The organism is Niveispirillum sp. KHB5.9 (genome assembly GCF_048066115.1).
GTDB lineage: Bacteria > Pseudomonadota > Alphaproteobacteria > Azospirillales > Azospirillaceae > Niveispirillum.
In genome coordinates, this window is record NZ_JBLTYX010000008.1 from 200,931 (window position 1) to 227,828 (window position 26,898).

At 65.4% G+C, this 26,898-nt stretch carries 23 protein-coding genes; 13 read left to right on the forward strand and 10 right to left on the reverse strand.

Annotation, left to right across the window (positions count from 1 at the left end):
• Positions 1 to 4: 4 nt before the first annotated feature.
• Positions 5 to 2,155, reverse strand: a complete 2,151-nt coding sequence (locus ACM9HJ_RS15575; protein ID WP_416572665.1) for a TonB-dependent receptor — start codon at positions 2,153 to 2,155, stop codon at positions 5 to 7.
• Positions 2,156 to 2,431: 276 nt separating this feature from the next.
• Here ACM9HJ_RS15575 and ACM9HJ_RS15580 point away from each other — a divergent pair, with 276 nt between their 5' ends.
• The 7 genes from ACM9HJ_RS15580 (at position 2,432) to ACM9HJ_RS15610 (ending at position 9,130) form a co-directional block, all read left to right on the forward strand.
• A complete protein-coding gene (locus ACM9HJ_RS15580) occupies positions 2,432 to 3,760 on the forward strand; it encodes a CitMHS family transporter (RefSeq protein ID WP_416572666.1) in 1,329 nt (442 codons plus the stop codon).
• A 3-nt stretch (positions 3,761 to 3,763) separates the two neighbouring features.
• Entirely contained in the window at positions 3,764 to 4,801 is a 1,038-nt protein-coding gene (locus ACM9HJ_RS15585) for an AbrB family transcriptional regulator (protein ID WP_416572667.1), read from the forward strand.
• A 25-nt stretch (positions 4,802 to 4,826) separates the two neighbouring features.
• Entirely contained in the window at positions 4,827 to 5,582 is a 756-nt protein-coding gene (locus tag ACM9HJ_RS15590) for a class II aldolase/adducin family protein (protein ID WP_416572668.1), read from the forward strand.
• 8 nt (positions 5,583 to 5,590) lie between these two features.
• A complete protein-coding gene (locus ACM9HJ_RS15595) occupies positions 5,591 to 6,244 on the forward strand; it encodes a Crp/Fnr family transcriptional regulator (protein WP_416572669.1) in 654 nt (217 codons plus the stop codon).
• Positions 6,245 to 6,361: 117 nt separating this feature from the next.
• Positions 6,362 to 7,747, forward strand: coding sequence for an acyclic terpene utilization AtuA family protein (locus tag ACM9HJ_RS15600; RefSeq protein WP_416572670.1), 1,386 nt, complete (start codon positions 6,362 to 6,364; stop codon positions 7,745 to 7,747).
• Positions 7,747 to 8,055 carry a DUF4387 domain-containing protein gene (locus ACM9HJ_RS15605; protein WP_416572671.1) on the forward strand — a complete coding sequence of 103 codons (309 nt, stop codon included), beginning with the start codon at positions 7,747 to 7,749 and terminating at the stop codon, positions 8,053 to 8,055. The genes ACM9HJ_RS15600 and ACM9HJ_RS15605 overlap by 1 nt, the downstream gene beginning before the upstream one ends.
• 277 nt (positions 8,056 to 8,332) lie before the next feature.
• Positions 8,333 to 9,130 carry a MipA/OmpV family protein gene (locus ACM9HJ_RS15610; RefSeq protein WP_416572672.1) on the forward strand — a complete coding sequence of 266 codons (798 nt, stop codon included), beginning with the start codon at positions 8,333 to 8,335 and terminating at the stop codon, positions 9,128 to 9,130.
• Between the two features lie 115 nt (positions 9,131 to 9,245).
• On the opposite strand, the gene ACM9HJ_RS15615 is transcribed toward ACM9HJ_RS15610, so the two are convergent.
• Both ACM9HJ_RS15615 and galE read right to left on the reverse strand, forming a co-directional pair.
• The gene (locus tag ACM9HJ_RS15615; RefSeq protein WP_416572673.1) at positions 9,246 to 10,007 is read right to left on the reverse strand and encodes a GntR family transcriptional regulator; all 762 of its coding nucleotides are present in this window, start codon (positions 10,005 to 10,007) and stop codon (positions 9,246 to 9,248) included.
• Positions 10,008 to 10,127: 120 nt separating this feature from the next.
• Positions 10,128 to 11,183 (reverse strand): UDP-glucose 4-epimerase GalE, encoded by a 1,056-nt coding sequence (gene galE, locus ACM9HJ_RS15620; protein ID WP_416572674.1) that lies wholly within the window; start codon positions 11,181 to 11,183, stop codon positions 10,128 to 10,130.
• Positions 11,184 to 11,325: 142 nt separating this feature from the next.
• Between galE and ACM9HJ_RS15625 the strand changes: the two genes are divergently transcribed.
• The 4 genes from ACM9HJ_RS15625 to ACM9HJ_RS15640 are packed head-to-tail and all read left to right on the forward strand — an operon-like array spanning position 11,326 to position 14,971.
• Entirely contained in the window at positions 11,326 to 12,732 is a 1,407-nt protein-coding gene (locus tag ACM9HJ_RS15625) for a hypothetical protein (protein WP_416572675.1), read from the forward strand.
• The gene (locus tag ACM9HJ_RS15630) at positions 12,668 to 13,288 is read left to right on the forward strand and encodes a phosphoribosyltransferase (RefSeq protein ID WP_416572676.1); all 621 of its coding nucleotides are present in this window, start codon (positions 12,668 to 12,670) and stop codon (positions 13,286 to 13,288) included. The genes ACM9HJ_RS15625 and ACM9HJ_RS15630 overlap by 65 nt, the downstream gene beginning before the upstream one ends.
• Entirely contained in the window at positions 13,281 to 13,991 is a 711-nt protein-coding gene (locus ACM9HJ_RS15635; protein ID WP_416572677.1) for a haloacid dehalogenase-like hydrolase, read from the forward strand. Before ACM9HJ_RS15630 ends, ACM9HJ_RS15635 begins: the two co-directional genes overlap by 8 nt.
• A complete protein-coding gene (locus ACM9HJ_RS15640) occupies positions 13,985 to 14,971 on the forward strand; it encodes a polysaccharide pyruvyl transferase family protein (protein WP_416572678.1) in 987 nt (328 codons plus the stop codon). Before ACM9HJ_RS15635 ends, ACM9HJ_RS15640 begins: the two co-directional genes overlap by 7 nt.
• 250 nt (positions 14,972 to 15,221) lie before the next feature.
• On the opposite strand, the gene ACM9HJ_RS15645 is transcribed toward ACM9HJ_RS15640, so the two are convergent.
• On the reverse strand, positions 15,222 to 17,519 hold the full coding sequence (locus ACM9HJ_RS15645; RefSeq protein WP_416572679.1) for an acyltransferase family protein: 2,298 nt from the start codon (positions 17,517 to 17,519) through the stop codon (positions 15,222 to 15,224).
• 202 nt (positions 17,520 to 17,721) lie between these two features.
• Here ACM9HJ_RS15645 and ACM9HJ_RS15650 point away from each other — a divergent pair, with 202 nt between their 5' ends.
• Together ACM9HJ_RS15650 and ACM9HJ_RS15655 are read left to right on the forward strand one after the other, a co-directional pair.
• Positions 17,722 to 19,086, forward strand: a complete 1,365-nt coding sequence (locus ACM9HJ_RS15650) for a lipopolysaccharide biosynthesis protein (RefSeq protein WP_416572680.1) — start codon at positions 17,722 to 17,724, stop codon at positions 19,084 to 19,086.
• On the forward strand, positions 19,083 to 19,457 hold the full coding sequence (locus tag ACM9HJ_RS15655) for a hypothetical protein (protein ID WP_416572681.1): 375 nt from the start codon (positions 19,083 to 19,085) through the stop codon (positions 19,455 to 19,457). The genes ACM9HJ_RS15650 and ACM9HJ_RS15655 overlap by 4 nt, the downstream gene beginning before the upstream one ends.
• A gap of 442 nt (positions 19,458 to 19,899) precedes the next feature.
• On the opposite strand, the gene ACM9HJ_RS15660 is transcribed toward ACM9HJ_RS15655, so the two are convergent.
• From ACM9HJ_RS15660 to ACM9HJ_RS15685, 6 genes are read right to left on the reverse strand one after another with little or no spacing between them, the layout of a single operon-like run.
• Positions 19,900 to 21,846, reverse strand: a complete 1,947-nt coding sequence (locus ACM9HJ_RS15660; protein ID WP_416572682.1) for a glycosyl hydrolase family 28-related protein — start codon at positions 21,844 to 21,846, stop codon at positions 19,900 to 19,902.
• Positions 21,785 to 23,032, reverse strand: a complete 1,248-nt coding sequence (locus ACM9HJ_RS15665) for a glycosyltransferase family 4 protein (RefSeq protein ID WP_416572683.1) — start codon at positions 23,030 to 23,032, stop codon at positions 21,785 to 21,787. Before ACM9HJ_RS15665 ends, ACM9HJ_RS15660 begins: the two co-directional genes overlap by 62 nt.
• On the reverse strand, positions 23,032 to 23,745 hold the full coding sequence (locus tag ACM9HJ_RS15670) for a hypothetical protein (protein ID WP_416572684.1): 714 nt from the start codon (positions 23,743 to 23,745) through the stop codon (positions 23,032 to 23,034). Before ACM9HJ_RS15670 ends, ACM9HJ_RS15665 begins: the two co-directional genes overlap by 1 nt.
• The gene (locus ACM9HJ_RS15675) at positions 23,742 to 25,223 is read right to left on the reverse strand and encodes a GumC family protein (protein WP_416572685.1); all 1,482 of its coding nucleotides are present in this window, start codon (positions 25,221 to 25,223) and stop codon (positions 23,742 to 23,744) included. Before ACM9HJ_RS15675 ends, ACM9HJ_RS15670 begins: the two co-directional genes overlap by 4 nt.
• Positions 25,224 to 25,259: 36 nt before the next feature.
• Complete coding sequence (locus tag ACM9HJ_RS15680) at positions 25,260 to 25,994, reverse strand: polysaccharide biosynthesis/export family protein (protein ID WP_416572686.1); 735 nt, start codon at positions 25,992 to 25,994, stop codon at positions 25,260 to 25,262.
• A gap of 24 nt (positions 25,995 to 26,018) precedes the next feature.
• A complete protein-coding gene (locus ACM9HJ_RS15685) occupies positions 26,019 to 26,783 on the reverse strand; it encodes a sugar transferase (protein ID WP_416572687.1) in 765 nt (254 codons plus the stop codon).
• Between the last annotated feature and the right edge of the window lie 115 nt (positions 26,784 to 26,898).

Below are 26,898 nucleotides of genomic sequence, written 5' to 3' on the forward strand. Positions count from 1 at the left end.
ACCCTTACAGCTTCCAGCCAACCGTCGCGCCGAAGGTGCGCGGCGGGCTGTAGGAGCCGAAATTGGCCCCCAGGAACACGACCTGGTGGGTGCGGGTCACTTCCTGGGTCAGGTTCTTGCCCCACAGCGACAGGGTCCAATTTCCCGACGCGGCGCTGTAGGTGGCACGGGCATCGACGAACTGTGTCGACGGGCGCCGTTCCGGCCCGACATTGGAATTATCGTCGAAGATCATGCTCTCATAGCGATAATCGACTGCGAACAGCAGGCCGGCCCCATCGCCCAGCGACGCCTCGTACGACGGCGACAGCACGATCTTGTGCCTGGGCGTGCGCGATATGCGGTTGCCGGCGAAATCTACCCCCGGCTCAGGCGCGAACTCGTCAAAGGTCGCGTCGGTATAGGCATAGGCGGCGGCCAGCCGTGCACCGGTGAACGGGCTCCAGGTCAGTTGCGTCTCATACCCTTTGATCGTGGCCTTGCCGGCATTTTCCGTGACGATGGACAGGTCGGGCAGGGTCCGCATCGTCTGCAGGTCGGTGTACTTCATCACATAGAGCGTGTTGTTCCAGATCAGATGCCCGTCCAGGAAGCTGCTTTTCTGGCCGACCTCGTACTGGGTGGCGAATTCCGGCTCGAACCCGTCGGCGGCACTGGCGGCCGACGACGGCGTATCCTGGAAACCGCCGCTCTTGAAGCCTCTGGACACCATGGCATAGAGCTGGTGGTCGCGGTCCAGCTTGTATTGAGCACCGCCGCGCCAGGTCCAGGCGTCATAGCTGTCGGACACGCTGACAGCGAACCGCTCCGTCCCGCGCAGCACGGCGGTGCCGGCGGTGTTGGAGATGCTGTAATCCTTCTCATCCTTGGAATAGCGCAGGCCGCCGATCAGGGAGAATTGCTCGCCCAGTGGCACGGTGACATCGCCGAAGGCGGCATAGGAATTCAGCTTGGCCGCCTGGGTATAGATCTCCGTGGCCGGCCGTCCCTGGTCGATGACCAGCGTATCGACGCGGTCGGTCTCATTGTTGAAATTATAGAGCCCGGCCACCCACTGGATCGTGCTGTCGGGCAGGGAATTCAGCCGCACCTCATGGCTGGAGAACTGGCTGTCCTCGTCATTGCCGCCGCTGATGTTCAGGCGGTTGGTCGGCGGATGGCCGCCATCGAAATCATAGGCGACATGGTAGTCCAAGTCGCGGTAGGAGCCCAGATAGGTGACGCTGGCGAATGGCAGGTCCCAGTCCAGCTGGCCGCGCACCCCCCAGGTGTCGCGATCCTGGTAGCCCTCGTCCGACCCCGCCGTATGCTTGCGGTCGCGATCGACGGTCCAGAGCGCGCGGCGGGGATCGGTCGGGTCCAGGTCCAGCGTATGCTGGGCGGGACCCGTGGCGCGGTCGCGCGTGCCATCCACGCCCAGCAGGACGCGCACCGTCTCCGACGGTTCGCCATAAATCTGGAACCGGCCGCTGCGCGTATCCTGGTCCTCCACCCGGCCGTCGGTGAAGGTATTCTTCACGTAACCATCATGGGTGCGCCAAGCGCCGCTGGCGCGTGCCGCCCACTTGCCCTCGGCCAGCGGGATATTGGCATAAGCCGCCGCCTCCAGCCGTTCGTAATTGCCCACTGTCCCCTCGGCCCCGGCATCGGTGCGGTCCAGTTCCGGGCGGTTGCTGACGACATTGATGGCGCCGCCCACGACGTTGCGGCCATAGAGCGTGCCCTGCGGGCCCTTCAGCACCTCGATCCGCGACACGTCGAACGCATCGAAGGCCACTGCCGCCGGACGGCCCATATAGACCTCGTCCAGGAACACGGCGGAGCTGGGGTCACCGGCGGCACCACGGTCGCTGGACCCGATGCCGCGGATGCTGACGCGCGGCTGCGACGCGGGGAAGGCATCGAAATTCAGGCCCGGCGTGCGGCTGGCGATATCGTCGATCTGGCGCAGACGGGCCTGGGCGATCTCTTCGGCGCTGAACGCCGTCACCGTGACCGGCACGTCCTGCAGGCGCTCGCTGCGGCGCTGTGCGGTAACGATGATCTCCTCCAGCACGGCGGGGCCTGCCGCTTCCTGGGCCAGGGCGGCACCGGCCGACAGCAGAATGGCGGCGGACGTCCCACAGGCCAGGGCCTGGCGGCTGAAAACTCTCATTCGATCCTCCCTTAAAGGCTCTTGTACCCGGTTATTGCCGGTTATGGGGGCCACCTTATGCATGCTGGATGCTATTGGTCAACAGATTGGATGCAAAATTTATTCGATATGGATGTTGTTCTTGACGAAGTGGCGCCATCCGCACAGGATGCACACCGACGGATGGCGATGCCCCGTTACCCATTACAAGAGCCCTATGGCGCCAAGACCGCCCTTTGATGCCTGATAGCGGGGCGTCGGGTCGGCTGGCGACCATGGCGGCGGGGAGAATGTGCCTTGTTCGATACGTTGCTCTCGCCGGCCCTGCTCGGGACGGCGATGGTCGCCACCTTCATGGTGCTGATCATGACCAAGCGGATGTCGGCCATCGCCGCGCTGCTGGTGATCCCCATCCTGTTCGGCCTGATCGCCGGGGCCGGCGCCGGCCTGGGTGACATGATTTTGCAGGGCGTGATGCAGGTGGCGCCGACGGCGCTGATGCTGACCTTCGCCGTGCTGTATTTCGCCATCATGATGGATGCCGGCCTGTTCGATCCGCTGGTGCGCCGGGTGCTGGCCATGGTGGGCGACGATCCCGTGCGTATCGCTGTGGGCACCGCCCTGCTGACCACCATCGTCTCGCTGGATGGCGATGGGACCACGACGGCGTTGATCATCATCACCGCCTTCCTGCCGGTCTATCGCCGGGTGGGCATGAACCCGCTGATTCTGGCCACCCTGCTGGGCCTGTGCAATTCGCTGATGAATTACGTGCCCTGGGGCGGGCCGTCGGCCCGCGCCGCCGCCGCCGTGGGGGCCGATCTGGGCGAAGTGTTCGCACCGCTGATCCCGGCCATGGTCATCGGCTTCCTCGCCATCTTCACCCTGGCCTGGATGCTGGGCCGGTCGGAACGTCGGCGGCTGGCGGGGGGCATCGCCCTGGCGGCCGGCACCGGCACGCCCCGGGCCCCGGTGGCGATGGAGGTTGAACCCGGCGTGCGCCGTCCCCGGTTGTTCTGGTTCAACCTGGCCCTGACCCTGGGTCTGGTGGCGGGTATGATCCTGGGCCTGGCGCCGCTGCCGGTGATGATGATGGGCGCCTTCGCGATCGCGGCCACCGTCAATTATCCAAGGCTGAAGGACCAGAAGGCCCGCATCACGGCGCATGCCGACAATGTCGTCAATGTCGTGGTGCTGCTGTTCGCGGCCGGTGCCTTCACCGGCATCCTGAACGGCACGGGCATGGCCGACGCCATGGCCAATGCCGCCCTGTCGATCATCCCGCCGGAAATCGGCCCCTATATGGCACCGATCACCGCACTGGCCAGCATGCCGCTGACCTTCGTGATGTCCAATGACGCCTATTATTTCGGGGTGGTGCCGATCATCGCCACGGCCGCCGCCGCCTATGGCATCGATCCGGAGGTGATCGCACGCGCCTCCCTGATCGGGCAGCCGGTACATACGTTGAGCCCGCTGTTGGCGCCGATCTATCTGGCCTGCGGCCTGCTGGGCGTGGATGTGGCCGATGCCCAGCGCTTCGCCCTGAAATGGGCGGTGCTGATCTCCCTGGTCGTGCTGGTGGCCGCCATCGCCACGGGTGCCATCCCGTTCCGGGCGGGCTGAGCCATGCTGGCCAAGGGCGCGCAATGGCTGGGGCTGGCATTGCTGACCGGCCTGCTGGTCGCCGGGTTGAAGGCGGGCGATGTGCCGGCGGCCCTGTTGCTGGGCCCGCTGCTGGCCGGGATCGGGTTCGGCCTGGGCGGGGTGGCGATCCGGCCGGCCAAATCGGCGATGCTGGCCAGCTACACCATGGTCGGTTGCCTGGCGGCGGTCGCCATGGGCCGCACCATGGGGCCGGCGCTGCTGGTGCATCTGCCGGCTTTCCTGCTGATGGCGGCATCGACCCTGATGGTCAGTGCCGGCCTGGGCTGGATGCTGGGCAAGGGCGGCTGGTTCCGGGGTTCCACCGCCGTCTGGGGCCTGGCGCCCGGCGGGGCGGCCGGCATGGTGGCCATGGCGCAGGAACAAGGCGCCGATGCCCGCATGGTCGCCATCATGCAGTATCTGCGCATCCTGATGGTGACGGGATCGGCAATCGCGCTCGCCCATTTCTTGACCGACGGGGCCACGCCCCTGCATGGGTCGGGCTGGTTTCCGCCGCTCGACGCCTGGGGGCTGGGGGAGACGGCGGCTTTGGCCCTGGTGGGGGCCTTGGTGGCGCATTTCCTGCGCTTCCCGTCGGGTGCCCTGCTGGTGCCGGGGCTGGTGGGGGCGGCGCTGGTGGCGGCCGGGCTGGCCAAGCCGTCGGTGCCGCCGCTGCTGGCGGCGGGTGCCTATGCCATCATTGGCTGGAATATCGGCCTGTCCTTCACCCGGTCGACCCTGATCGACTGTGCCCAATCCATGCCGCGCATCATCACCGCCGCCATCGGCCTGATCGGCCTGTGTGCGCTGCTGGGCCTGCTGGTCAGTCTGCTCTGCGGCGTGGACTGGCTGACCGGATATCTGGCGACGACGCCGGGCGGCATTGATGCCATCCTGATCATCGGCGCCACGGTGCCGGTGGACCTGCCCTTCATCCTGTCGGCGCAGGTGGTGCGTGTGCTGGTCGTGCTGCTGGTCGGGCCGGCATTCGCCAGCTTCGTGGCCCGGCGGCTGGACTGAAATTCAATAAACGGGAGTGAACGCGATGTCGAACCTTGAACAGATGTCGGCCGATGAGCGCAGGCTGCGCACCGATCTGGCGGCGGCCTTCCGGCTGGTGGCGCATTATGGCTGGGATGATCTGATCTTCACCCATCTGTCGGTGCGCATTCCCGGTCCGGAGCATCATTTCCTGATCAACCCCTACAATCTGATGTTCGATGAGATTACGGCCTCGTCGCTGGTGAAGATCGATGTGGAGGGCAGGGCGGTGGAACCGACCCCGCACATGGTCAATCCCGCCGGCTTCACCATCCATTCCGCCATCCATATGGCGCGCGACGATGCCCATGCCGTCATCCATCTGCACACGCCGCACGGTCAGGCCGTATCGGCGATGAAGGAGGGGCTGCTGCCCCTGACCCAGACGGCGATGATCGCCCATCACGACATCGCCTTTCACGAGTACGAGGGCATCGCCACCGACCTGGATGAGCGCGAACGGCTGGTGGCCGATCTGGGCACCAAGAATATCCTGCTGCTGCGCAACCATGGCACCTTGGCCGTCGGATCCTCCATCGCCACCGCCTTCCTGCGCATTTATTTCATGGAGCGGGCCTGCGAGGCGCAGGTGCATATGCTGTCGGCGGGACGCGAGAATTTGCACCAGCCGCCGGCCGGTGTCGCCGACAAGGTGCGGGCCCAGTCCAGCGGCCCCATGGCCGACATGGCGGCCGAACGTCTGGCCTGGCCGGCGCTGTTGCGCAAGCTGGACCGTATCGATCCCGGCTTCCGGTGCTGACGGCCCGCATGCTGGGGACGGTCCCCCTGCTGGAGACCGATCCCTGGTTCGCGTGCCTGCCGCCCGCCTGCCGGGGCTGGCTGGCCGCCGCCGCGTGCCGCCGATCCTTGGCGGATGGCGAACATGTCTATCGGTTGGGCGATCCGCCCGACGGTCTCTACCGTGTCCTGTCGGGCGGGGTGCGGCTGGCCTCCTACCCCCAGGGTGGGCGGCAATTGGTGAACTTCACCGTGCCGGCCGGCCGCTGGTTCGGCATCCTGTCCACCCTGGACCGGGAACCGCAGCCCCATGATGCCGCCGCCGCCGGCCGCACCTGGCTGCTGCATATCCCGCTGGCCGATATCGACGCCCTGACCAAGGTCACGCCGGACCTGTACCGGCATCTGGCCCTGCTGTCCTGCCGGCAGCAGCGCGCGGCCATTGATCAGGTCGGCACCTCAATGCTGCACAGCCCGCCCGCCCGGCTGGCCCATGTGCTGCTGGACATGGGGGGCAGCGGGCAGGTACGGGTCAACCGCGCCGATCTGGCCAGCCGCGTCGGCCTGTCGCGCGACGGGCTGAGCCGTCTGCTGGCCCATGCCGAAGGTGCGGGATTGATCCGCAGCGCCCCCGGTCGCATCGATATCCTTGATCCGCAAGGGCTTTCGGCCCTGGTTCGCTAGTTTCAAATTTCCCCTCTAAAATTCTGCATCCAAAACTTGACAGATTGGATGCAATAAATCAGTCTCCCTTCACTGGCCTCACGACAGGCCGCTCCAATCACCTGGATTGAAAAAATCATGTTGGATGGTCCGATCAAAATCCTGGTCCCCACCGGGTCGCTGGGCGCCGGCGCGCGGGAGGAGGAGGTGCGCTACGGCATTTCCCGCGGCGCGCATGCCATCGCCACCGATGCCGGTTCCACCGACAGCGGTGCCGCCTATCTGGCGCTGGGCATCTCCAAGAACAACCGCGGCTCGGTGAAGCGCGACCTGACGATCCTGATGCGGGCCGGTGCCGATGCCGGCATCCCGCTGATCGTGGGCACCAGCGGTCAGGCCGGCGGCGACCGCAACCTGGACTGGACCCGCGACATCGTGCTGGAGGTGGCGGCCGAACTGGGTCTGCACCCGAAGATCGCCCTGCTCTATTGCGAGCAGGAGAAGGAAACCCTGAAGAAGTACAACAGCGCCGGCAAGATCCGCCCGCTGCCGCCCCTGGGTAATCTTGAGGACGCCACCATCGACGAATGCGATCATATCGTCGCCGTGATGGGGCCGGAGCCTTATATGGCGGCCCTGGCCTCGGGTGCCGACATCATCCTGGGCGGGCGCACCACCGACACCGCCGTGCTGGCCAGCTTCGCCCTGCTGAAGGGTGCGCATGTCGGCGCCTCCTGGCATGCGGCCAAGATCGCCGAATGCGGTGGGCAATGCACCGTCTCCCCCGCCGCCAGTGCCGGCATCCTGATCAGCATCGGCAATGACGGGTTCGAGGTGGAGCCGCTATCCACCAATAACCGCTGCAACCCGGACAGCGTGTCGGCCCATATGCTGTATGAGAACAGCAACCCGTTCCTGCTGACCGAACCCGGCGGCGTGCTGGATGTGACCGACGCTGTCTATACCCAGCTGGATGACCGCACCGTGTCGGTCAAGGGCTCGCTGTGGCGGCCGCAGCCCTATACGATGAAGCTGGAAGGGGCGGGCAGCCGGCGGTTCCAGACGGTGATGCTGATCGGCATCCAGGACCCGCATGTCATGTCCGATGTGGACAGTTTTCACGACCGCATGCTGGCCGCACTCTATGACCGGGTGCACAAGACCATCGGTGAAGCGGCCGGCGATTTCCACATCTCGCTGCGCATGTATGGCTGGAACGCCGTGTCCGGCGACCGGCCGCCGCCGGGTACGCCCGCTCCGCGTGAGATCGGCGTGCTGTTCGTGGCCACCGCCGACAGCCAGGAGATGGCGTCGCAGATCGCCAAGGCCTGCAACCCGTACTTCTTCCATTTTCCCGTCATCATGGATGAGGAACTGCCCAGCTACGGCTTCGCCTTCAGCCCGGCCGACATCGATCGCGGCCCGGTCTATGAATTCCTGCTGAACCATGTGGTGGAACTGGACGATCCGATGGAACTGGTGCGTACGGTGTGGATCGACATGAGCGAAGGGGAGGCGGCGTGATGGTCAAGCTCAAGGATGTCTGCCGCCATGTCCGGTCGAAGAATGCCGGCCCCTTCTGGGTCACCTTCGACCTGTTCTTCGACGGGCCGGAGAAGTTCAGGGATTACCACGCTCACCCGGCCCTGGGCCCGGATACGTTCCACCGCCTCTATGGGGCTGACCCGGCCCTGGTGCGCCATTACCCGGTGCCCAGCCTGAACATGGTCAAGATCTCCCACGCCCGCATCAGCCCGCAGGGTGGTGTCGTGGAGCGCGATATGCATTGCGGCCAGCAATTCGTGCGGCTGATGGATGTCGAGCTGGGATAACCAATATTCGTCATCCCGGCGAAAGCCGGGACCCAGGGGCCACAGGATCAGACCTCTACGCTGCTTCGATCAAAGCTGCTGACAGGTCGGGCGTTTGGCCCTTGGGTCCCGGCTTTCGCCGGGATGACGTTGAAAAATAACCGGCCGAATATATGGCCGGCACATTCTTCGGGAGCCTCGCAGACAATCAAAGCCGGCGGGAAGGCGACAGGATGATCGCCGCCGCCGCGAAATCCCCGGGAGGGACGACGCCCGTCATCTGACGAGGAGATTGATTATGCGGGGCTTTCGCCTCCATTTCCTGCTGGCCGCACTATCGGCCGGCACCTTTCTGCATGCCGAAACGGCGCACGGACATGAATGGTCCGGCAGCCTTGTCGCCGGCATCGGCGCCCGGCCCGACTATATGGGGTCGGACGATTTCGAACTGACCCCCTATGTCGCCGGCAACCTGTCCTACGGCCCCTATTTCCTGGAGGCCCAGGGGCAGGAGGTACGGTTGGGCTGGGAACTGACGCCGGGCCTGTCGTTCGGGCCGATGATGGATATCGGCAATGGCCGCGACAAGGGCGTGAAAAGCGACCGGGTCGGCCGCCTGCCCAAGATCGATGACGCGTTCGAGGCGGGTGGCTTTGTGAGCTATTCCTGGCAGGGCGTTCTCGACCGGCGGGACAGTTTCACCCTGGAGGCCACATACCTGACGGATGTGTCCAATGAGCATGATGGCGCCATCGGCTCCGTCGGCTTGTCCTATGGCCGCCAGTTGGGTGACCGCTGGTCGGTGGGCGGCGGTATCCGTCTGACCTATGTCGATGACAAATATGCCCAGGCCTATTTCGGCATCGACGCCGCCGGTGCGGCGGCCAGCGGCCTGCCGGTCTACAATGCCGGCGGTGGCATCCGCGACATCGGCATCAGCGCCAAGGTCGGATATGCCCTGGACGAGAACTGGAGCCTGCAACTGCTCGGCAACTACAAGCAACTGACGGGCGATTTCAAGGACAGCCCCGTCGTTGACCTGGAAGGCAGCGCCAGCCAGTTCTCGGGGGCTGTGGCAATCGGGTATCGGTTCTAGTCACCGTAGGTCAGGTCGAGGGCGCAAGCCCGAGCCCAGACATTCAATGGCACCGTCGCTTGTCAGGGCTCGCCTATGGCTCGACCTGACCTACGGGCCAAGCATCGGCTAAGGGTTACCGTGGGATCACGATGGCCTTCAGCCGGTGTTTGGTGGCCAGCACATGGGTCGACATCAGGCGCTGGGCCTCCTCGGCATCCTCGCGTTTGAATGCTTCCATCGCTGCCTCATGCTCTGCCTGGCTTTCCATGATGTGGTCCGGCGGGGTGGGGGGGACTTGGCGGTAACGCGGCGGCACGCTGGCTGCGATGCTGGGGCACAAGCGGGCGGCATCGCCCAGGATCGTATAGATCAGGGTCATCCGCACAGCATTGCGCAGCACCTCGTTGCGCGAGGCCACCAGGATGGACCGGTGGAATTGCCGGTTCAACTCGTACCAGTCATATTCGACCTGTTCGGACCATTCGCCCTTGTCGAGGATGGCGCGGCCCTGTTCGACCAGGCTGGCCGACTGGCGCAGGGCACCGGGTTCCCAGCCCAGATTGACCGCCGACCGGGCGGCGATGCCCTCCAGGGTGGCCCGTACCTCAAGGCTGTCGAACACGTCGCCGATGGTGACGGCGCGGACGGTATAGCCGCGATTGACGCTGTAATTCACCAGCCCCTCGGCCGACAGCACGGCCAGGGCACTACGGATCGGGGTGCGTGACACGTCCAGCAGGGTGGCCAACGCTTCCGCCCGCAACTTGCTGTCCGGCGCGATCTTACCCGTCACGATCATCTCGCGCAGGCGCATCAGCACCGTATGGGTGGCGGGTTCCGTCTGCTGGGGCTCCGCCAGCGCGTCGTCCCGTTCCGTGTCTTCCCCGTCCATCATGTCCAGCCCCTTGGCGATGCCCCCTCCCGGCCGGTTCGTCCGGCGCGGGTTGGGGGGACTGTATCGTCTCCGGGACTGTTTGCATTCAAATAAAATGACAATTGATCCAAAATGCCGCGCTTACGGCATGGCCACCGCCGGTGTCGGGAAGATGTTTTCCCAGATGGGCACTGTCGGCACGGTTTCCGCTTCCAAGCCCCATTGCCGCTGGAACCACGTGGCGGCATGGCGCACATGGTCGGCCACGTCGGGCCAGGCGGGGGTCCAGCCCAGATGTTCGCGCGCCATCGACGCGTCGGCGATCAGGATGGCGGGGTCACCCGGCCGGCGCGCCTCCTCGATGGCGCGGATGGGCAGGCCGGTCACCTCGCCCGTGGTTCGGATGATCTCCCGCACGGAGAAACCGCGGCCATTGCCCAGGTTCAGGCGGATATTCCCGCCCCCGTCCAGCATCCGGCGCAGTGCCCGCACATGCGCATCGGCCAGGTCATGGACATGGACGTAATCGCGGATGCAGGTGCCGTCCGGCGTGGGATAGTCGGTACCGAAGATCCTGATATCCGGCCGCTGTCCCAATGCCGCCTGCAGCACCAGCGGGATCAGGTGGGTCTCCGGATCATGGCGTTCCCCCAGTTCCCCGTCCGGATCGGCGCCCGAGGCGTTGAAATAGCGCAATGCCGTGAAGCGCAGGCCGTTGGCGGCGGCCAGATCGGCCAGGATGGTCTCCGCCATCAGCTTGCTCTGCCCATAGGGGTTCACCGGCTGCCAGGGATGGCTCTCCTTGATCGGTTCCCCTCCGGCATTGCCATAGATGGCGGCGGTGGATGATAGGATCAGCGTATCCACGTCCTCCCGCGCCATGGCCTCCGTCAGGGCCAAGGTCCCGGCGACATTGTTGCGGTAGAAGCGGCCGGGCGAGCGGACCGATTCGCCCGCCTCGATCAAGGCGGCGAAATGTAGGACTCCGACGGGTTTATGCCGCCGGAATACCCCGTCCAGGAACCCCGGTTCCTCCAGCGACCCCTTTTCCAGAGGCCCCCAGAGCACGGCTTCTGCCGACCCGTTGGACAGGTTGTCGACGGCGACAGGCAGGTAGCCGGCGCGCGACAACGCCTTGCAGGTATGGCTGCCAATGAAGCCGGCACCGCCGGTGACGATGACGCGTTGTGCGACCATGTGAAGGCTCCCTTCATCAGAATGTGAGGACCAACAGTCCCCTGATGAAGACACCGCAGCGCAGCAACCGGGCAAGTGACCAAGGGTGCGACCACACAAAGGTCACAAGCCGCATTGGTCGCCCGAGTGTTGTGATGCTGCCATGAGCGACACGATTCTCCTTGCCGGCAGCGGCTATCAACGATCGAAGGTGCCTGTTCCCGTGACAGGCGCCAGCAATATCGACGTGCCCGGGCTGGCGGCGGTCTTCGCGTGCTGCGCCGCACTATACTTGGTCATCTATGCTCTGGAGGCGCCGGTCCGGTATGGGCTTTACCTGGCGGGCAAGGACAGTTTCATCCTGCTGCGCGATGGTCTGATGGCCGTGCCGCTGATCCTGCTCTGTGCGGCCCAGGCCAACCAGCTGCGCCTGCATCCGGCCTTCCTGGCCTTCGGCGTGGCCATGGCTTTCCACGGTCTGGTGCTGATGGGCACAGTGGGCAGCGTCACCGGGGCCGCCTATGGCGTGAAGGTGGTGATGAACCTGCTGTTCGGCTTCTTCGTGGCCGGCATGCTGATCGCGCCGCAGGGGCGCATGCTGCGCCTGTTCGCCGTGCTGTGGGTGCTGATCATGATCGGCATCATCCTGGATAAATGGGGTTTGCCCTTTCCCTGGACAGGCATGACCACCCAGGTCGGCGACCTGAATGTCGACGTGTCCAAGGATTGGCAGATCAGCGACCCGTTCGCGCGGCGCGTGGCCGGCTTCACCCGCAGTTCCATCGCCGTGGCCGCCATCCTGCCGTGCTTGGCCATCGTGCTGATGTGCCGGATGCGTAGCCTGCGCTGGCGCATGGCGCTAGCCCTGCCGTCGGTGATCGGTGTGTTCCTGACCACGCAGAAGGGATCGCTGATCGCCTTCGTGCCCATCGCCTTCCTGCTCTGCCTGCCCTCGGTCCTGCGCCTGGGCTGGCTGCGCATCTGCTTCCTGGGCTTCCTGCTGCTGGCGGCGGGGCTGCCTTTGTTCACCCACGGGCTGCATCTGGACCATGGCGACGGCGTGTTCAGCATGGAATCCCTGTTCCTGCGCATCGCCTATACCTGGCCCGACGCCTGGGACTGGATCGCCCGCAACCAGATGCTGGTGTTCGGCGTCGGCCTGGGCGGCATCGGCGGGCCGCAGCGCCTCTATGCGCCCAGCGCCTTCAACCCCGCCGACAATATCGCCGTCCTGCTCTACGCCTATTTCGGCCTGTTCGCCGTGCTGTACGCGGCCATGACCGCGTGGCTGGCCTTCAAGCCGGTCGCCAGCGGCAAGATCCGCCGTGCGGAGGCGTCGGTGGCCATCCTGGCGTTTGCCGCCGGCTATGGCGTGGTGCTGTCGGTGATCGAGGATCAGGCCGCCTGCCTGTTCCTGGGTGCCGCCGTCGGCACCCTTTGGCGCGAAACCATAATCACTCGGCCTGAAGAGCCGCAGGCCATCCCCAGCCAGATGGAGGTCCCGGATGACAGGGAACAGCAACAGCGCTCGGCGACCCGAAATCGTCAGCTTCGACCGGGCCGGATTTGACGCCGCCTGTGCGCAGCTGATGCGGCAGGTGCTGGTGGATTTCAAACCCGACGCCCTGATCGGCATTCGCACCGGCGGGCTTTATGTGGCCGATGCCATGGCACGGTCGCTGGACAGCCCGCTGCCGGTGCTGTCCATCACCTGCCGGCGAGCCAGCACCGCCTACAAGGAACGGTCAAGCACCCTGAAGTCGCTGGTGACCAGCCTGCCGCGCCCCATCGTGGACAAGCTGCGTGTGCTGGAACATGTCATGCTGACCCGCCGGCCCCGCCCGGTGGCCGATCAGCCCTATCATTTCGATCCCGCTGAACTGGCGCTGCTCGATGATTGGCTTTCCCAGGCCGGTGACAGCCCGTCGCTGCTGGTGGTGGATGATGCCATCGATACCGGCGCCACCCTGTCGCATGTAATGGACATGCTGCAGCGTCAGGCACCGCAGCAGGCGCGGATCAAGTCGGCCGTCATCACCGTGACGACGCGCCAGCCCCTGATCCAGCCCTGGTACAGCCTTTATGACCGGCAGCTGTGCCGGTTCCCGTGGTCGCTCGATGCATAGCGTCGTCATCCTGGACCTGGATGGAACGGTCCTCTCCGTGAACAGCTTCCGGCTGTGGGTGACCCAGATGCTGCGTGCCCATTACCCGCATCTGTCCCCGCACCGGAGGCTGGGTCTGGCCTTGCGCGCCGGCGGGGCGCTTGCGGCGCGCAAGGCCGGGCTGATCGACCATGAGACGCTGAAATGGCGCCTGCAGGGCATCTGGCAGCAGGCGACCGACGGTGATGGCGGGGCCAGTATGCAGGCGCTGAACGATCGCCTGTACCGCCATGTCCGCCCGGAACTGGTGACCTTGCTGGAGGCGGTGGCCGATGGCCGTATCGATGCCGTCCTGGCCACGGCGGCGGTCGCCGATTATGCCGGCGACCTGGGCCGCCAGCTGGGCGTGCCGCATGTCCTGGCCACGCCGGCCCACCGTGCGCGCCATGTGCCCAGCAATGTCGGCACGCACAAGCGTGACGCGGTGCTGGACTTCCTGACGCGCCGCGGCTGGCAGCACCGGCCGCGCATCCTGTTCACCGACCATGAGGACGACCTGCCGCTGATCGAAGTGTGCGGCACCGTCTACTGGTTCGGGGAAGAACACGAACTTTTCGATCTGGCCGGGCGGTTTCCCGGCACGTTGCTGCGCCCGGGTTCACGGGGCAGCGAGATCCTGCCGCCCGGCGGCGACGAATGGCAAGACAGGAGGCACCAATGCTGATCAACATGTTCGACACCGCCATCGACAGCGACAACCTGGGTGACCAGTTCATCATGGATGCCGTCTGGCAGGAGGTGCGGGGCCTGTTCCCCGAGGCCGATTTCATCTCCACCCCCACCCACCGCCGTGCCTCGCTGACGGAGCTGCGGGAAGGACGCAAGGCCGACCTGTCCATCGTCGGTGGCACCAACATCCTGAAATCGCACATGCTGGTGCGCGGCAACTGGAAGATCACGCCGCTGGATTACCTGAACTGGCGCAATGTGGTGCTGATGGGCGTGGGCTGGCAGCAATATGGCCGGGCAGGGGCCGATGTCGCCACCCGCCTGTTCTTCAACAAGGTACTGTCCAAGACCCTGCTGCATTCGGTGCGCGACATGCACACCTATGAGCTGCTGCGCCCGCATGTGCCCAACATCGTCTATACGGCGTGCCCGACCATGTGGATGCTGGATCGCGCCCATTGCCAGACCGTGCCGGTGCGCAAGGCCCGCGACGCGGTCTTCGCCGTCACCTATTACCGGCCCGCCCCGGAACTGGACCTGAAGATCTTCGAAATGCTGCGCCAGCAGTACCGCACCGTCTATTTCTGGCCGCAGCAGGAGGAAGACCTGCCCTATATGCAGGAAATTGGCGCCACCGGTTATGTGCCCATCGCGCCGGACGTGGCCGCCTATGACCGGCTGCTGGATATGGAGGATGTGGATTTCATCGGCGCCCGCCTGCATGGCGGCATCCGCGCTTTGCAGCGCCGCCGCCGCGCGTTGATCATCCCGGTCGACAACCGTGCCACGGAACTCAGCGTCTCCACGGGTCTTCCCGTCGCCTCGCGCACGGAACCCGACGCGATCGACCATTGGATCAACAATCCGCGCCCCCTGTCCCTGACCCTGCCGTTGGAAGGCATCGTCGCCTGGATGGGCCAGTTCCGCCAGGACGCCGCTCTCGTCTCCCAACCGCTGGCGACAGCGGCGTCGTAACGCCCCAGGAAAGCAAGAACGCCAGCCGGTCCTTGGATCGGCTGGCGTTTTTTATGTGCGCTGGTATCCGTATTCGTTTGGGGGAGAATCAACCACTTCTTGTCATCCCGGCGAAAGCCGGGACCCAGGGGCCACAGGATCAAACCTATACGCTTCCTTGATTGTAGCCGCCGAAAGGTCGGGCATTCGGCCCCTGGGTCCCGGCTTTCGCCGGGATGACGAGAAGGGAGAGCTACGATGGGCAGAGGGTTCACTCCGCCGCTTCCGCCGCCATCACCGGCCCGCTCATCCCCACCGCCTTGCGATAGATCTCCAGCAGATCGGCCACATGTCGGTCGCCCGATCGCGTGTCGGACCAGAAGGCATTGTACGCAGCCGTCCCTGCCGCCTGCATCCGCGTATCATCCTTGACCAGCAGCAGGCAGCGGGCCAGATCGTCGGCATCTCCGCTGCGGAAGCGCCAGCCGGTGACGCCATCCTCCACCCGTTCCGCCGCCGCCGTGATGTCACTGACGATGGCGGGCACGCCGCGTGCGGCTGCCTCCGACACGGTCAGGCCAAACGTCTCGTACCACAGGCTGGGGAACACCAGACAGCGGGCGCGCGACAGATAGGTCTGTATCTCCGCACTGCCCAGCCAGCCGGTGACCTTCATGCCGGGTATCGCTTCGATCTCCGCCCGCAAGGGACCTTCACCCACGAAGGTGACGGACAGGCCCAGTGTGGCCGCCGTCCTTGCCAGCAGGCGCACGCCCTTCTCCTCATCCAGCCGGCCCAGATAGAGGATCATGTCGTTCAGCGCCACGGGCGCCGGCACGGCGCGCGGCGCCTCCACCGGGTTGGGCAGGCGGTGGATGCGGGAATGGGGCGGCAGATAGGGCGACAGGATCGCGGCCGACCGTTCCGACAGGGCGATGTAATGCCCGACCGACGCCGGGAAGCGCCCGGCCAGCCGCTGGATCAGCCCCCGCGCCACCCGGAACAGCTTGTGCACATGCCGACGCTTGTCGCAGCGCGTGGCGATGCAACCGCCTGACAGGGCCTGTTGGGTGCAGGGCAGGGCGGTCTGATAGTTGAAGAAGGCGCCGTTGGGGCAGGCGGGGAAGAAATCATGAAGGGTGCAGATCACCGGTACTCCCATCCGTTCCGCCATGCGTACCGGCGCCGTGGTCAGGGCCTTGGTATAGCCGTGCAGATGCACGATGGTACGATCGGCCGGCAAGGCACGCAGGATATCGGCCACCCGTTTCGCCGCCTTGCCGTTCCACAGGCCCTGCGGCACCGCGGACGGGTGCTTGCCGGCCTCCAGCAGCTCATGCTGGCCCAGGCAATGCACCTCCACCGGTGCGTCCCGCAGCGCGTCGCAGACGGGGCCGACGGCGCCCACGAAAATCACTTTCACGCCGGATTGCGACAGGCGCACCGCCTCGTCGATGGCGACCTTGCTGGCCCCGCCCTGCACATGGCAGTAATCGTTCAGCATGACCACGGTCAGCTCGCCCGGCCCCCCGGGTGGCGGCGTTGTCGGCCGGCGGCCCAGGCGCTTGATCAGTTTGCGGCCCATGGCGATGCCCGGCGCCTCCACGAACCGTTCCGCCAGGAAGGCCAGCGCCAGTACCAGCACCACGGTGATGGCCACACCCTCAAGCCCCGGCTCATAGATGCCGAACAGCAGGAACAGCTGGATCATCGGCGCATGCAGCAGATAGACGCCGTAGGAGACATCCGCCTCCATCCGCAGCCGCGGCGTCAGCAGCGCCAGGAACACCACCAATGCGGCCACCAGCAGCGGATAGATCAGCGGCGGGCGGCTGGTCAGCAGGGCCGTCACCACGGCACCCAGCACGATGGCGATCCCCAGCCCCACCCATTTATTCTCCAGCCGCAGCATGTGGCGGTAACGATAGGCGGCCACGCCCAGGACGAAGAACTGCAACTGTCCGGGCAACTGCTTGGCCAGCGTATGATGGCCCGCCTGTTCGAACCCCCAATTATACAAAGCCGACGTCAGGAAGATCGCCACCAGCACGCCCACACCCCGGCGTTCGAACAGCCGCCAGAGGAAGGGGAGCATCAGGTAGAAGGCGAATTCGATCTTCAGGGTCCAGAGACTGGCATTGATGCTCTGCTCATACAGCCCGGTCAGCGCACCGGCCCCCACATCATATTGCAGGAAATTGGCGAAGGCGGCATTGGCCAACAGGTAGGTGCCCATGGAACCCAGATTGCCCATGATACCACCGGGCGCCAGACTGCCCAGGATCAGGGTCTGGGCGATGACCACGGTGATGTAGAGCGGGTAGATGCGGAAGAAGCGCTTGATGAAGAAGCGTTTCAGGTCGGGATCGCGGTCGAAACTGTTAGCGACCAGATAACCGCTGACCACGAAGAAACATTCCACCGCGAGGGCGGCGTAATTGAACGGCCAAGCCGGCGAATTGATGCCGATGAACAGTTTGTAGTGACCCAACACCACCAGCAGGGCCAGGCCCAGGCGCAGGGGCGTGAAATTATTGTCCGCAAACTTATCATCGGCCTGCATGTTCATGTCGCCAATCCAGATTGTCGCGGATAAGTGCCGTTACTTCGATGCACCTGCGAACGGCGCAGTGATGCAAAAGTTCCGTCTGTCCTCAATTATTCGGGCATGTGCGTAAATGCGTGTTGTGACCTTGCTGTGACCCGCTTTTTTGCATGATACGCGCGCGATTTCCCGATGTTATGCCAGGGGAGAACAGGACGGGACCATCATGACCCAGGAAAATACGGTTTCCGTGCCGGGCCGGTTGTCATTGTCGCCCCTGGTGCAGATGCGCCGGCTGCGCGACGGTCTGGCGGCACGGCCCTTCCTGCGCAACGTTTCCATCATGCTGTCGGGCGCGGCCGGCGGACAGTTGATCAGCCTGTTGCTGGCGCCTGTCCTGACCCGGCTCTATTCCCCGCAGCAATTCGGCATCCTCAGCGTCTATCTGGCCGCCCTGACCATGCTGACGGTCATCGCCTCCCTGCGCTATGAACTGGCCTTGCCGCTGGTCCGCCGGCAGGGGGATGCGATCAACCTGACCTTCGTCTGCCTATGCGTGCTGACGGCCACCACGACCCTGCTGGGGGTGGCGGTGTTCACCGTGCCCGATGTGATGGTGCATGATCTGTGGCCGGTGCCGCTGGAGGGTGGGCAGCTCACCCTTTACCGCTGGTTGTTCATCATCGGCTATGCCTGTCTGGGCGGCTATTACATCGCTTTGCAGCTGGCCACGCGGGCAGGGGACTTCCCCGCCATCGCCAAGACGCGGCTGGCGCAGGGGCTGGTCGGGCCGGGCAGCCAGATCGGGCTGGCCCTGGTCGGTGCCGCGACGCCTGGCCTGCTGGCAGGGTCCGTCCTGGGACAGTCGGCGGGCACGCTGGGCCTGTTCGGCACGGTGCTGAACCGCCGGCGGCTGCGGCTGCTGTCCTGGCGGCGCATGCGGATGCTGGCCAACCGCTATATCCGCTTCCCGCTGATCGCCAGTTGGGCCGCCCTGATCGACGCGGCGGGCAGCAGCCAGCTGCTGTACCTGCTGGTCGGGCTGTTCTATTCGCCCTATATCGCCGGCTTCATCTTCCTGGTGGAACGGGTGGTGTCGCGGCCGCTGGCCATCGTCGGCACCTCCATCCTGCAGGTCTATATCGGGGAGGCCGGCAAGATCGCCGCCACCGATCCCGCCCGGCTGATGCGCCGGTTCCGCCAGGTCGTGTCGCGACAGTTCATGTTGGCACTGGCCTGGGCGGTCGCCGCCAACATCGCCGCCACCTTCTTCTTCGCCGCCGTGTTCGGACCCGAATGGCAGGATGGCGTGTTGTATCTGCGTGCCATGAGCATCGGCTATCTGGCCCAGGCCCTGGTGCAGCCCGTGTTCCACACCTTGCAGCTTCTGGAAAAGCAGGCGATGGCGGCGGGCTGGCAGGTGGGGCGCCTGTGCCTGACCGTGGCGGTGTTCATGGGCGGGTATGGCCTGGGGCTGGAACCGCATTGGGTGATCACGGGCTACAGCGCGGCGCAGGCCGTCTGCTGTCTGGCCCTGCTGGGGCTGATGGCGCGTGCCATCGGCCAGCGACAGAAGGGGTTTGAGGGATGAAGCGCATCGGCTTGATGCTGGTGGGGGCGTTTTTGCTGGCCGGTCCGGCGGCGGCGGCACCCTATTGCGTGAAGGTCACCGGCATTCCCGACCAGTGCCTCTATGTCGACCCCGTCTCCTGCCAGCGCGAGGCCAATCGCGCCGGCGGCCGCTGCACCACCAATGCGCGGGAGTTCGAGGCGCCGGTGGCGGCCCAGCCCTATTGCCTGGCGACCGCCGGCAATGTCATGTCCTGCGTCTATGCCGTCCATGCCGATTGCGAGACCGACGCCAAGCGCCAAGGCGGCACCTGCATCGCCTCTAAACGCCCGGCCAGTCCCCAGCCGGTCGCCCAGCCGGGACAGGACCCGTTCGCGGTGACGCGGCCGTGAACCCATGAATTGTTGTGGTAGCTGGTGGGTGGCGTTGGCGCTATCCTGGTTCCATGAGAGCGGTTGTCCTTCTGATCCCGTTGCTGGCGGCAGGCTGCGATCTGGCGGCGAACTCTTTCGAAGTTCAAGCTGTCGGCGCAGCATCAGCGGAGCTTATCCTTTGCGGACAGTCTACTCCGCTTAAGCGGGCGGGGGAGACGTTTACCGCCACGCTTTCGATTCGCTGTGAAGGTAGTGGCGCCATCAAGATCAGCTTCCCTGACCAACTTCCCTTAAACTGCCCGATCGGTTATGTGACGCCCGGAATGGACCAGCGCTTCAAGTTCAAGGTTGAAGGCGGTCGGTGCGAGGCATCCGACACATAGCTTTTGGATTGCCGGTACTGTGTTCAGGCTTTCGATGACCTGACAGGCTCTCCCCCATCAAGGTGGAAGGGATGACCCTACGGCACATCCACCAGATTGGGAATGAACCGACCATAGCCCCGCTGCGGGAAGCCGGAGACGGGGATGGCGGCACGCAGGGTGCTGGCCAGGCCCACAGTGGCGTCGCGGCCGACATAGACCTGATACCGGCTGCCGGTGCGCAGAGATTCCTCGATGAAGCTGGCCGACAGCCAGGAACTGCTGTTGATGAAGGTCGGCACCGTGGCAGGGGCCCCATCGCGCACCACATAGACCAGCCCGCCGAAAATGTCGCTGCGCGCGCCCTCGCGATTATCCAGCACGGTGCAGACCCCTTCGGTCTTCAGCCCCAGGATGGAAAGCGGGCTGCCGCGATTGATGATGCGGGTCGTCGTGCCCTCGCTGTTGAACTGGCGGGCGAAGACCGGCTGGGCGCCGGTGATGCGCAGCAAGCCGCAGCACATGTTCTCCAGGAACGCCTTGCCGCCGCCGACCTTGCGATCCAGCATGGTGGTGCCGGCCGTAACGATGTCGCGCATGACGATGTCGCGCGTGCCCGACAGTTCGATCGCCACCTGTTCGCCCAGATTGGTATTGTCGAACGCCAGCCGTTCGACGAACAAGGGCTGCCCTGCCGTGGCCGCGCGGAACATGCCGGTTGAGCGCAGGAAGGTGGGCTTGCGGTTCAGGATGCGGATGGTGGAATTCATGCCGACAATTCGCACCAGCCCCGCCGGTACATCCACCACATCGCTCAGCGAATAGGTGCCCTTGGGCAGATAGACGACGGACGCCCCGGACGCGAAGGCGGCGCGCAGCGCCGGGGTGGCATCCTGGGCCGGATCGCCCGTGGCGCCGAACCTTGCCACGCTGACCCATTGGTTGGCCGGTGCCTCCGGTGTGGCGGGCGCATCCTCAAACGGGGTGCGCCAGATCGGCGCCGTCGCCAACTGCCAGCCGCTACGGCCCTGCAGGATGCCATTATGGATGTTCCCGGCCAGGGACAGGCCGCGCACGCTGACGAACCCGTCATTGCGGATCAGCGCCGTCAGGCCCGGTACGGGGGCCGTGCCGCCCTCGATGGCCAGGAACCCCTTGTCGCCGCTGTTGATGATGGCCGGCGCCGTCCCCTCCACCACCAGGTTGCGGATGGTCAGCGCATTCTGGCTGTTGGAGATGGCGGCCTGGGTCTGGTTGCGCAGCTTGATATGTTCGAAGGTCAGGCCGTATTCGGTCTGTGCCGTGGCGATGCCGGTGGCGAACCCGTCGATGGTCAGGTTGCGCACCATGGTCGGCCCCGGCCATTTGCGGGTCATGGACAGGCCGACGGCCCCGCTGCCCGCACCGGCCTTCAGCGTGACATGGCGGATGGCGCCGGTATTGTTGCCCAGATAGTCGATGGCGACGGCGCCAGGATTGCCTCTGCCGACATCGATGGTCATGTTCTCCACGAAATTCATATAGGCGTCGTTGCCTTCGCCCCTTCCCAGATAATCCTTGCCGCCATCTGCCGCCCCGCCGCGCAATAGCTTGGACGTGGTGAAGATCACCGCCTGCGGGCGCTGCGGATCGCCATAGCCGGGCGCATTGTCGGCCAGCTTCAGCACCGTTCCCGTCTCCGACTGCCCGATCAGGACGAAGCCGGAGCCGAAATTACCATTGGCATAGCGTTTCACCAGCGGGGCGGAGATGCGGTAGGTGCCGTCGGGCACGAACACCATCTTGTCCTGCCAGAACAGGGTGCCGGTATCGGCACCGCTGGCCGCCAGGGCCGCCAGAAAGGCGGCGGTATCGTCGGTGCGCCCATCGCCGCGCGCCCCGAAATTGCGTACGTTCAAGGCGCTGCTGTCGGCCGGATAGGTTTCCGCGTTGGCACCGCCCGCAGGTGCCAGAAGCAGCAGGAAAGCGAGGGGCAGTGCGTGACTATTCCGCCGCCACCGCCAGGCCAGCCCCCGTAAGGGCGAAATAGTGTCGTTCGTAATCATCGATCATGCGCTCCAGGCTGAAGCGTTGTGCCAATGCAGCCGACGCATCGGGCAGCATGGGCAGGGCGTCCGGATCGCGGGCCAGGCGCGCCATGATCGAAGCCAAAGCACCCGCATCGCCGGGAGGAAACAGGAAGCCGGTGCGGCCGGGTTCAACGAATTCCGGAATGCCGCCAATATCGCTGCCCACCAGGCTCAGCCCATAGGCCGCCGCCTCCACGATGGTCACTGGCGCATTCTCATACCAGAGCGAGGGCAGCAGCAGGTGGCCCGCCCGGGCCAGCGCCTCGGCCTTGGCCGGCCCGTCCAGGAAACCCAGATAGCGGATGCGCGGATCGGCCGCCGCCGCTGCCCGCACCTTGTCCTCCAGCACGCCCTTGCCGGCGATGGCCAGTTCCACGGGCAGGTCAGCCGGCAGGCGGGCCATGGCGTCCAGCACCGTCTCCACGCCCTTTTCCACCGTCAGGCGGGTCAGCATCAGGAAACGGCTGGCGGCCTCCGGCGGGCGCTGGCGGCGGATCTCGGCGGCATCGGGGGGCAGGGGGATGCCGTTATGCACGACGGTACCGGCGCCGGCCTGCAACCCCGCCTTCCGGTGCATCTCCAAGAGGAAACGCGACGGGCTGGCGAACAGGTCGACATGGCGGGTGGTGCGGACATGCCAGTGGCGGAACAGCCGGCAATGGGCGCGCGGCTTCGTGCACAGCTTCCAGTCGGCCGTCAGCATGAACGCGCGGGGGCACATCAGATGGTAATCATGCGCCGTGTGGATCACCGGCACGCCTTCCTGTTTCGCCCTCGCCCAGATGGCGGCGGAGAAACCGTCGATCAGGTGGCTGTGCATCACGTCGGGCCGATCCTTTTCCAGGATGGCGCCCAGCCTTTCAGCTGCCTCGCGGTTCCAGGCATCCTTGGCGTGCCAAAGCCATTTCTTCGGGCCGGACTTCAGCGAGCGTTCGAACGACCAGTAGAGATTGGGCGGGAAGAAGCGGATCACCTCCACCCCGTTCTGCGTCTCTACCGGATAGGGTTCCATCTCCGGCCCACAGGTGGAGACGACCGTCACCCGGTGCCCGCGCTTCACCAGCCCTTCGGCCAGGAAGGCGACGATGCGCTCCGCCCCGCCCGCCATCAGGGGCGGGTAGAGGTTGTTCACCACCATGACATGCAAGGGAACGGCCCTCATCACAGCAGCTGGGCCATCCAGCCCGGCATATGGTTCTGACGGTCATGCAGCACGGCACCCAGGATGGGCCGGTTGCAGCGGGCCAGCAGTTCGCGCAGCCGGATGGCGGAGGACCGGCGGGTCTGCTCCGCCTCGATCACCACGATGTTGCCGTCGACATGGCCCGACAGGATGGCGCCCAGCGGTTCGGCATCGGCCGGCGGGGCGACCACCAGCACCATGTCGAAATGCCGGCAGAAATGGTCGATATGCTCGGCGATCTCGTCGGTCTTGGCGGCGGATACGCCGCGCCCGGGCCAAGCGCGAAGATCGGCCATGTACATCTCATGGTCGGGGATCTTCATCAGTTCCGGCTGACGCGACAGCGCCCGGATCACCCCGTCGCCGCCGGGATCGGCGGATGCCTGCGGCCAGGGCGTCCAGGGCTGGCGGGTGCAGTTCAGCACCAGCATCTTCTTGCCCAGGATGGAACTGGCGGCCCAGGCCATGTCCAGCGCGATTTCCGAGGCGCCGGGGCCGGCGGATGCCGCCAGGAACTGCACGGCCATGCCGCGATCGGGTGCCAGGACGGCGTCCACCTCCAGGTAAAGCTCGATCAGGTCCACCATGGCGAGATCCTCCGGCACGGGCCAGTCAACCTCCCGGACCTGATGGTCGATCCAGGGCGGGGGCGGTTCGTGGAAGGGTTCCGGGGCGATGTTGAATTTCGTCATTTTGCATCTCCGAGAGCCATCAATTGCAGGGGCGGTCGATGCGGTTGACGTTCAAAACTGGCCAGGACCGGCAGGTCCAGCAGGTAGACCACCTGCTCGGCCGTGGTGAAGCGATCATCGCGGGCCTCGCGCAGCAGCACGGCGATGGTGGCCAGGATGGCTCCACCGATCATGCAGGCGAGCAGGGTGATCAGGCCGCGCGGGCGCACCGTTCGATAGGGCTGGGTCGGCTCGCTGATCACGGCGGCGGGGGAAATCCGCTCGTCGTTCAGGTTGCCTTTGACGCGGGCATTGGCATGCTGCATCGACAGCGACCGGTACGCTTCCTCCTTGATCTGGTATTCGCGTACCAGACCGTCGAATTTTCCGCGGTTGCTCCGCAGTTCTGTCAGCCGCTGGTCCAGCGCCGCGATCTGTCCGCCCAGGATCGCCACGGGCTGGGCATTGCCCTCCACATCGGCGCTGGCGCGCAGATAATCGGTCTGCAGGGTCTGATAGACGCTGTTGGTGGTGGTGGCCGACCGCTTTTCCAACTCCGAACGCCGTGCCGCCACTTCCTTCTCCGCCGTGGCGATCCCCGCCTTCAGCGCGGCTATGGCCGGCCCGTCGGGATTATAGGTGGCGACCATCTGGCTGCGCTTCATGCGCAGTTCCAGCAGGCGGGACTGGGCCTCGTCGAGCGCGCGGTACTTCTCGCCATTGGCCGTCTCCGGCACCTTTTCCGGCACCTTCTGCATCAGCTGTTCCAGGCCGCGCTTGCGTTCCTGGGACTGGGCCAAGGCGGCGCGGGCGGCATGGAGGCTGGTATCCAGCTCACCGCGCTGGGCCAGCAGATCCTCCACCTCGCGGTCGAAGGAACTGATCCGCCACTGGTCCTTGAAGGTTTCCAGCGTGGTCTGCGCCTTGGCCAGGTCGTCGCCGGCCTGACGCACCTCGCTGGCCAGGAAGCCCTCATGCGGGTTGTGGTAGATCTGCGTCTGGCGGCCGACATAAAGGTCGATCAGCTTGCGCACCAGCTTGGGCACCATCTCCTTGTCGGGATGGCGCAGCGACAGGGTGATGATGTTGTCCTGTGCGCCCACTTCCGCCGACAGGTCATCCTGCAGGCGACGGACGGCGGCATCCATGGCCGTGCCGCTCGATGGCGGGTCCTCGGCCAGGTCGGGATAGACATTGGCCAGTCCCACCGTCTCGATCGTGGCGCGGGCCAGATCGTGGCTGTGCAGGATGGCGGCGTGGGCCAGCACGATCTCGCGCCGGTCCGACGGGGTCAGTTCCGTGGCCGGGCCGCGTTCCACCTCCGGGGCCGACCAGCGGCCGAAGGTGACGACCATTTCCGCCACGGATTCATATTTCCGGGTGGCGAACGTCAGATAGAGGACGCCCATCAGCATGACGCCCAGGAACACGGCCATGAACAGCCGCCACCGCTTGCAGATGGTGATCAGGATGCCATGGGGTAGCACTGTCGCGTACATCGGCCTTCTCCGGCGCAAGAGGGGCTGTCAATTCCTTCAGTTGTTCGAAGGATTGATGTTGTAGGTGAAGCCCCAGTTGACGGGCACGAACTGCTGCACGAACTGGTTCCAGAAGGTGTAGGCCTCGTAGACGCCGGTGCGCGGCACATAGACAACGTCGTACTGGGCCAGCCGGACATCGGCGGCAGGATTTTTACCGGATATCACAGCCATGTAATCCACGGCCAAGGCCTCCGGCTTGTCGCCCTCGCCCCGGCGCAGGATGAAGATATTGTCCCGCGATGCGGAAAGCTTCACCCCGCCGGCCCGCGCCACCGCCTGGCTGACGGTCAGGTTGGGACCCACGGTGATGAATTCGCCGGGGCTTCCCACCTCGCCTGCCACATAGACGCGGTTGGGCGCGAAAGTATGGACGATGACGCTGATCTGCGGATCGGCCAGCAGCGTGCGGTATTTCTGGCGCAGCGTGGCCGAAATCTCCGATGGCGACCGGTTATAGGCCATCACATCCTCGGCGATGGCGGTGGAGATCATGCCGTCGGGGCGGACCACCACCTCCTCGTTCAGCTCCGGATTGAGGTAGAGGCGCACATGCAGCATGTCGCCGACCTGCACCTTGTATCCCGGCAGGGTAGAGGCATTGCCGGTCACCGGCGTCGCCACCTGCGGGGCCGGCGGCAGGTTCGCCTGCCGCTGGGAACAGCCGGCCAGGAAGCCGGCCACCAGAAGCAAAGCCACGGAGAATTTTGTTATGTTCTTGGACGTGGGCATGGGCGTCACCGTTCCGTCTGTTCCTCAGTACGCACCATCGCGGCGCAGCACGACCGCCGGCGTACGGAGGAGAACACGCAGATCAGAGAAAAAGGTCCAGTTGCGCGCATATTCTTTATCCAGCTCCACCCGCTCGCCATACCCGGTGTCGTTGCGGCCGCTGATCTGCCAGACGCCGGTGATGCCGGGGCGGCAGCGGGCATAGTCGTGGAAGGCCGCACCATAGCGGCGCACCTCGTCCTGGACGATGGGGCGCGGGCCCACCAAGCTCATATCGCCGGCCAGCACATTCAGCAGCTGCGGCAGCTCATCCAGGCTGGTGGTGCGCAGGAAACGGCCGATCTTGGTGACGCGCGGATCATCGCGTAGCTTGAAATCGCGCTCCCATTCCTCGCGCGCCTTGGGGTCGGTGGCCAGCAGGCGGGCCAGCACGGCCTCGGCATTGGGCACCATGGTGCGGAATTTCCAGCACTTGAAGGTCCGGCCCCGCGCACCGACGCGGCGATGGCCGAACAGCATCGGCCCGCCATCGCGCTTGGCGATCACCGCCAGCACCAGGAACATCGGCGACAGCAACGCCAGCAACGTTCCCGCCGCGGCGATGTCGAACATCCGCTTGCTGATCCGGGTGGCCGGCTCGCGCAGCGCCCGGCTCCGGGGCTCGCGGGTCTGGCGTTGGTCGATGGCGGCCGCATGAAGGCGATGCCAGTCATAGCCGCGGCCGGAACCGGCCGACCCGGTCAGTACACCTTGACGCGGGAAGGTGCTGGAAAGGGACTGCGGTGCCATGATGCACTCCATCTTCTGAGGTTGAGCGCCGCCATTACCTGCGAATACCTTCGCAAGTTGTCGGTACTATTGATTGTTTCCGTTCTTCTTGGCTGTCATGACCATAACAACGGGC